Origin of the sequence: Paenibacillus albidus, from assembly GCF_014644435.1 — a bacterium.
In the GTDB taxonomy this organism is placed as follows: Bacteria; Bacillota; Bacilli; order Paenibacillales; family Paenibacillaceae; genus Paenibacillus_AQ; species Paenibacillus_AQ albidus.
The window spans coordinates 21,473-28,623 of sequence record NZ_BMKR01000057.1 but is presented as its reverse complement, the minus strand read 5'-3'; the positions used below and the strand labels follow the sequence as shown (position 1 = coordinate 28,623).

Annotated in this window: 6 protein-coding genes; 3 read left to right on the top strand and 3 right to left on the bottom strand. The window is 51.7% G+C overall.

Annotated features, from left to right (window positions below; translation table 11 throughout):
- Positions 1-105: 105 nt before the first annotated feature.
- The gene (locus IEY53_RS32975; RefSeq protein ID WP_189032331.1) at positions 106-882 is read right to left on the bottom strand and encodes a response regulator transcription factor; all 777 of its coding nucleotides are present in this window, start codon (positions 880-882) and stop codon (positions 106-108) included.
- 262 nt (positions 883-1,144) lie between these two features.
- Here IEY53_RS32975 and IEY53_RS32970 point away from each other — a divergent pair, with 262 nt between their 5' ends.
- The 3 genes from IEY53_RS32970 to IEY53_RS32960 are packed head-to-tail and all read left to right on the top strand — an operon-like array spanning position 1,145 to position 4,509.
- Positions 1,145-2,098, top strand: coding sequence for a glycoside hydrolase family 113 (locus IEY53_RS32970; RefSeq protein ID WP_373293978.1), 954 nt, complete (start codon positions 1,145-1,147; stop codon positions 2,096-2,098).
- A gap of 24 nt (positions 2,099-2,122) precedes the next feature.
- Complete coding sequence (locus IEY53_RS32965; RefSeq protein ID WP_189032330.1) at positions 2,123-3,334, top strand: AGE family epimerase/isomerase; 1,212 nt, start codon at positions 2,123-2,125, stop codon at positions 3,332-3,334.
- A 2-nt stretch (positions 3,335-3,336) separates the two neighbouring features.
- Positions 3,337-4,509, top strand: coding sequence for a glycoside hydrolase family 130 protein (locus IEY53_RS32960; RefSeq protein ID WP_189032329.1), 1,173 nt, complete (start codon positions 3,337-3,339; stop codon positions 4,507-4,509).
- Positions 4,510-4,724: 215 nt separating this feature from the next.
- On the opposite strand, the gene IEY53_RS32955 is transcribed toward IEY53_RS32960, so the two are convergent.
- Entirely contained in the window at positions 4,725-5,789 is a 1,065-nt protein-coding gene (locus IEY53_RS32955; protein ID WP_189032328.1) for a LacI family DNA-binding transcriptional regulator, read from the bottom strand.
- Positions 5,790-5,827: 38 nt separating this feature from the next.
- On the bottom strand, positions 5,828-7,144 hold the full coding sequence (locus tag IEY53_RS32950) for an ABC transporter substrate-binding protein (RefSeq protein ID WP_229696483.1): 1,317 nt from the start codon (positions 7,142-7,144) through the stop codon (positions 5,828-5,830).
- Between the last annotated feature and the right edge of the window lie 7 nt (positions 7,145-7,151).

Below are 7,151 nucleotides of genomic sequence, written 5' to 3'. Positions count from 1 at the left end.
GCCTGAACGTAAAAAGAAACCCAGAGTCAAAGAAATGACCTGGGTTTCTCGACAATCTGAGAGGGCTATATGCCCTCTCTTTGGAATTCTGACTGTATATAGGTTTCAGGTTTCCTTATCAGTTCTGGCAGCTCTGTAACCACTCTTATAATCTTTCGGGGTTACACCGCATATCTTTTTGAAGAGCTTGTTGAAGTAGACCGGATCACTGTAGCCGACCTTCTCGGCAATTTCATAGTTTTTGAGATCGGGCTGGGTGAGCAGCAGTTCCTTGGCTTTGGCAATGCGGATACCGATCAGGAAATCCGTTATCGTCTGGCCGGTCTTATATTTAAACAGCCGGCTGATATAGCTTGCGCTCATCCCTACCGTCTCGGCCAGGCGCTCCAGCTCAAAATTATGACTGTATTCCTTCTCCAGAATATGTTTCGTCTGCTCGACCACATAATGCTCGCCGCCTTCCACCGGCTGGGTTACCGCTTCCTCCTGCTCCGGAAGTTTCTCCTTGCCTTCTTCCACCTTCTTCAGCAGTTCATAGAGCTGCCCTTTATCAATGGGTTTGAGCAAATAATCAAGCACACCATGCCGTATGGCCCGGCGGGCGTATTCAAATTCGCTGAATCCGCTCAATACGGCGATGGACAGATTCCTCATCTGCCCCCTAACCTGCTCGATAAGCTGAAAACCGTCCATGCGCGGCATTTTGATATCCGTAATGAGCAAATCGATATCGGCACTGGTCAGTTCCGACAGATGCTGCCAAGCCTCCAGTCCGTTGCCGTATGATCCAATCACCTCAACCTCCAAATCCATTCTGGAAGTGATCTTCTCAAGCCCTCTGCGAATAACTTCTTCATCGTCCGCAATCATGATCTTAATCATTAGAGTATCGCCCCCAGCCTATGTTATCCCGTCCCAATGATTGCGCTAACATTATTCATTATATGCTCCCTTTTTTTATTCGCAAATGTGCTGTATTGCTCTTTTATAGTCTTGTATTTACTTTGTGCAATTTTTCCTTGAAATTACCCCGGAAAAGGTATATAACTGAATTGTATTTTTGTTATTTCATTATACCACTTTTTTTAATAACAAAATAACAAAAACTTTTACTTTCATCCTACTACAAAGCGAGGGTTCCATAGTGAAACTACTGCAGAATGAGTATATCGGAGGTGTAACCTGGGGATTCATGGGCAGGCGCGGAACATGGCAGAATGAGGACGCCAGCCGTTCCATGGAGCTTATGGCAGCCACTACCGGCGCCAACTGGACCGCAATCGCTTTCAGTGCGCTTCAGGCAGCGCCGCAATCCACGGAAATCCCCTATTGGGAGGAACCCACAGTCAGCGATGGGGAAGTACGCTGGGCCATTGACAAGGCGAAGTCCCTTAACCTTAAGGTGTGCCTGAAGCCCATCGTGAATTGTGCAGACGGCACCTGGCGTGCCCATATCAATTTTTTTGACAAGGATGTTCCCTGTGAACCCAAATGGTCGGAATGGTTCCGCTCGTACACGCGGTTTATCCTCCATTATGCAAGAATCGCCGAAGAAACAGGCTGCGAGATGTTCTGTGTTGGCTGTGAGCTGGTACAGTCGGACAGACGGGAGACGGAGTGGCGGACATTGATATCCGAGGTCCGCAAGGTATATACCGGCACGATTACTTATAATTGCGATAAGTATCAAGAGGACAATGTTACCTGGTGGGATGCGCTCGATGTGATTTCCTCCAGCGGTTATTATCCTCATGATGACTGGGAAGGACAACTGGACCGGATTGAGGCTGTCGTCAAATCCCATAACAAGCCGTTCTTTTTTATGGAAGCGGGTTGTCCCAGCAGAACCGGCAGTGCAGCCATTCCCAATGACTGGTCGCTTCAGGGTGAACCAAGTGAAGAAGAGCAGAGCAAGTTCTACCGGGCCATGTTCGGCAGCTGTGAAGCCAGAGAATGGGTTAAGGGCTTCATGTTATGGGATTGGCCGGCAAGTCTGTATCCGTTTGAAGAAGCGGCACAGAATGATGACTACTGCATGTACGGCAAAGACGCCGCAGCCCTTATCAAGGAATACTACACTTACAAATCTCATAACTAAGGCAAAGGAGTGAACAACAGCTCTATGAACCTCTCAACCGAAGACTGGTTATCCCAACTTGAGCAAGAGCTTAAAAACAATATTCTCGGTTTCTGGATGAAACATACGATTGATGAGCAACACGGGGGATTTGTTGGCGAGATCGACAATCAGCTGAACACTGCTCCGGGTGCGGAGAAAAGCCTGGTGCTGAATGCCCGTATTCTTTGGACATTTGCGAGCGCTTACCGTTTCTATGGCCATGCGGAGTATCTGACGATAGCGGAACGCGCCTATGCCTACTTACTGGAGCATTTCACGGATGAGGTAAACGGCGGCTGGTTCTGGATGGTAGACATAAACGGCAAGCCAACCCAGCCTAAGAAACAAATTTACGGGCAAGCTTTTGTCATATATGCCCTGGCGGAATTCTACCATGCCACCGGACGCCAGGAAGCGCTGGATGAAGCGGTCAAGCTGTTCCATTTAGTGGAGAAATACGGTTATGATCCGCTTTACAAAGGATATGTCGAAGCTTTGTCCCGGGACTGGCAGATGACAGATGAGCTTTCGCTTAGCGACAAAGATATGAATGAGAAAAAATCCATGAACACCCATCTGCATGTGCTGGAAGCCTACACCGGACTCTGCCGGGTGTGGAAATCCGAAGAACTCCGCGCCAAGCTGGCAGAGCTAATCGAGACGATGCTGAGTCATATCATCGATGATGAGGGCCGGCATTTCCACCTCTTCTTTGACGAGCAATGGAATGTCAAATCCGACCATGTATCTTACGGTCATGATATCGAAGGCAGCTGGCTGCTCGTGGAAGCCGCCGAGACACTCGGCGATGAAGCGCTTCTGCACCGTGTGCAGCAAACCGCCATCTCCATGGCCGAAGCCGTATTGGCCGAAGGCATTGACCGCGATGGCGGGATTTGGAATGAAGCGGGGCCTGACGGCCTTCTGAATAAGGATAAAGACTGGTGGCCGCAGGCTGAAGCCGTCGTTGGCTTCTACAATGCGTATCAGCTCACCGGCGATGCGAGATTCCAGAGTGCAGCACAAGCTTCTTGGGCATTTATCGCCCAATATCTGGTGGACCCTAAGTTTGGCGAGTGGTACTGGGCTGTGGATGAACAGCTCCGGCCACTGGCTGACGCACCCAAGGTCAGCGCCTGGAAATGTCCTTATCACAACAGCAGAGCCTGCTTCGAGATGATCGAACGGCTATCTTTTATTACAAAGGGGAACTGACAATGACCACATTATTTCATGAACGCAAACAACAGCTGACAGAACGCTATGAAGCCCTGATCCAGCGCAAGAATGAGAAAGCACCTTACGGCAATGGTATTTATGACCGCTACGTCTATCCACTGCTCACCGCAGCCCATGCGCCTTTGATCTGGCGTTATGATTTCAATCCGGACACCAATCCTTATTTCGCCGAAAGAATTGGCGTGAACGGCATTTTTAATCCGGGTGCCATTGAGCTGAACGGAAAATTCTATATCGTAGCCCGTGTGGAAGGCAATGACCGCAAATCCTTTTTCGCCGTAGCGGAGAGCGACAGCGGCGTAGACGGCTTCCGCTTCTGGGATCATCCTGTTCTGTTGCCGGAGACGGATGTTCCGGATATCAACGTCTACGACATGCGCCTGGTCAGCCATGAGGATGGCTGGATTTATGGATTGTTCTGCACCGAGCGCAAAGACCCGGATGCGGCCCCCGGCGATCTCTCCAGCGCAGTAGCCCAATGCGGAATCGCCCGCACCAAAGATCTGAAGACTTGGGAGCGTCTGGCCGACCTGAAGACCGGTTCCGCCCAGCAGCGTAATGTGGTGCTGCATCCCGAATTCGTGGATGGCAAATACGCATTCTACACCCGTCCGCAAGACGGTTTCATTGATGCAGGTTCCGGCGGCGGCATCGGCTGGGGGCTCTCCGATACCATCGAGAATGCCGTAATTGCCAGCGAGAGCATCATGGATCAACGTTATTACCACACCATCAAGGAAGTGAAGAATGGCCAAGGTCCGGCTCCAATCAAGACAAACCGCGGGTGGCTGCACATTGCCCATGGTGTGCGCAATACAGCCGCAGGCTTACGTTATGTTCTTTACGCCTTCTTGTCTGATCTCCAAGAGCCTGACAAGGTGACTCACGCCCCCGGCGGCCACTTTATCGCACCGGACGGTGAAGAACGTGTCGGCGATGTATCTAACGTGGTATTCTGCAACGGGATAATTGCCCGCGACAACGGAGATGTGTATATCTACTACGCTTCCTCCGACACCCGGATCCATGTGGCTACTACCACAGTTGACCAGCTGCTTGATTATGTCCTGAACACACCTGAGGACCCTCTCCGCTCTTATGCGTCTGTACAGCAGCGAATAGCTTTGATTGACCGGAACCTGTCGCTGTAACCACATATTTCATGTATTTCTGCCGAAGACTTCAAGGAGATCGCCAGACGCCTGAAGATGGCCGGCAACATTACAGAGTAGAACTCCCAAAATAGGTATCACTCAAAAGGAGGTGCCCCTTCAGCCGCTCGGCTGCCGGGGCACCTCCTTTGTGTTGTACGGGCGGCCGGCAACTCCGGCGCAGACCGTACCTCAAGCCGTCTCCCGCATAACGGTTAGTTCTGCGGCTCCGCCACGGAATCACGGTGCACAATATCGGCCGCAATCAGAATCTTCTCAAGCGGCGCAGCAGGACTCTGGATGCGGCTCAGGAGCTTTTCCACTGCCGCACGCCCCATCGCTTCCTTTGGAACATGGACGGTCGTCAACGGGGGCACACTTCTTGAAGCGTCCTCGATGTTATCGAATCCCGTCACCGAAATCTCCTCAGGAATCCGCACCCCTTCTTCCTTAAGTGCATGACAGACTGCAATCGCAATCGCATCATTGGCACATACCATTGCGGTTGGCATCGTCTTCGCTTTGCGGCGCTTCGCTACCCACTGCTTGAACTCATCACGGAAGGAACCATCGTCCATCCCATCCATGAGCAGCATTTCATCATCCGTGACCGGTGACACTTTTCCGCTCTCTTCCAAGGCGCTGCGAAAGCCAATCCAGCGGTCGCGGAAGCTGCGGGAGAACCGGATATTTCCGATGAAATGCAGCCCCTCATGTCCCATTCCCATCAGGTGGTTGCTGAGCCGGGACATGGAATCCACATTGTTGGCAAATACCGTATCGCTTGGAATCAGCGGGTCTTCATGATCGATCAGCACCATCGGCAGACCGATGCGGTGCACTTCCAGCAGCAGAGACGTGGAGATCTGTCCCACGCCTACCAGGCCCAGCAACCCGCTGGGGTTGAGGATATTCACAAAGTTGTCCGCCCGGTGCTCGGAGACGATGACCATCCCCAGCCCTTCGTTATCCAATGCAAGCGCAATTCCGTCCACAATTTTCCCCCAATACAGGGAATCCTGGGTCTGGGAACGGATGTTGGGCATTAACACAAGGACCGATTGTTTGTTACGGTTTCCGTTCGCTGCCACGGGCAACCGTTGTATGCTTTGCACATAAGCGTTCTTTTGCGTAAAATACCCAAGCTGTGAAGCGGCCTGAATCACCCGCTCCCTGGTGGTCTCGTTGACTCCGCCTTTGCCGGACAATGATTTGGAGACCACAAATTTGGATACGCCGAGATGATCGGCTATTTTTTGCATCGTGACTTTCTTCGCCATCTGTAACTACCCCCATAGTGTTCATATAATAATATTATTTATTTCATCGCTGGTTGAGGGGCGGCCAGTCCCGCCCGCGCTTCTGTCCATTTGGCGTTCAGTTCATCAAAAGCCTTCTGCAGATCGGGAGCCGCAATCAGTTCCTGTATATAATCACCGGACCAAAAAGACAGCTTCGCCCGGTTCGCCATACCAATAAAGACATCGGTTTGCACCGTGGCGTCCAGCAGCGTGGGCTTATAGGACAGGAATTCACGGTACTGCGGCATAGACGGCTCTGCCGTTCCCTCTGCGGGCAGGAAACCCCAATCATTCGCATAGGAGGTTTCTTTTACAAAAAAATTCAGCCAGGCCGCCGACAACTCCTTGTTCTTGCTGTACTTACTGACCCCAATGAACCAATCCGGATTAAGCGGCGCAACATGCGAAGCTTCATTATCGTACGGAAAAGGAAAAAAGCCGATATCCTCCGATTTCGCCCCCGCGTCAAGGACCTGGCGGATCGTCCAGTTCCCGATTAGATGCATGCCAGCCTCTCCTTTGGCCAGCTTCGCCTTGGAAATCTCCCAATTGTTCGAGAACAGCTGATCTTCCACATATCCTTTGGCTACCAGTGTTCTGGCGATTGAAATAGACTTGCCCCATTCATTACCCACCTGCCAGGGATTATCTTCATTCACCATATTGTTCAAATATTCCGGGTTGCCGGTCATATAGTTAACCAGATTGTTGCCCCACTCGCGCAGCGGCCAGACCGCCCCATAATTCATATAAATCGGTGTAATTCCGGCCCGCTTCAGTTTGGCGCAGGCTTCATAGAACGCCTCGAGGGTGCCCGGGATTTGCGTGATTCCGGCCCGCTCGAATGCCCGTTTGTTGTAGACGATGCCGCTGGTGGTAGTTCCCGTGGATAATCCGTATCTTTTTCCTTCGTAAGTGGCAAAAGTGGTGAAGCGCTCATGTGCTGCAGTAGCCTCATCCAGCGGTTCGAAGAATTGACTGAGCTCCTCCGCAGGCAGATTGACCGGCAGCAGCAGCACATCCCCCGCATCCCTTGTGGACAGCCGCACCAGAATATCCGTTGCATAATTGGACAACCCTTCAAACTCCACATGGGCATCCGGGTATCTCTGTCTGAACTGCTCCGCGTAGCCCTGAAACGTGCCGTTTTCGATCAGATCAATCCGGTTCGTAAGCATCACTATGGTGCCGGACAAGTCGGACTTCCCTTCATCTCCGGCTGAAGGCGGAGTCGCTGTGGCCTGCTGCGGCCCTCCTTTTCCGCTGTCACAACCTGCCATCAGCAGAAACATCAGCAGCGCACACAGGGTCAACTGTAATTTCTTGCTCTTCAAGTGCATA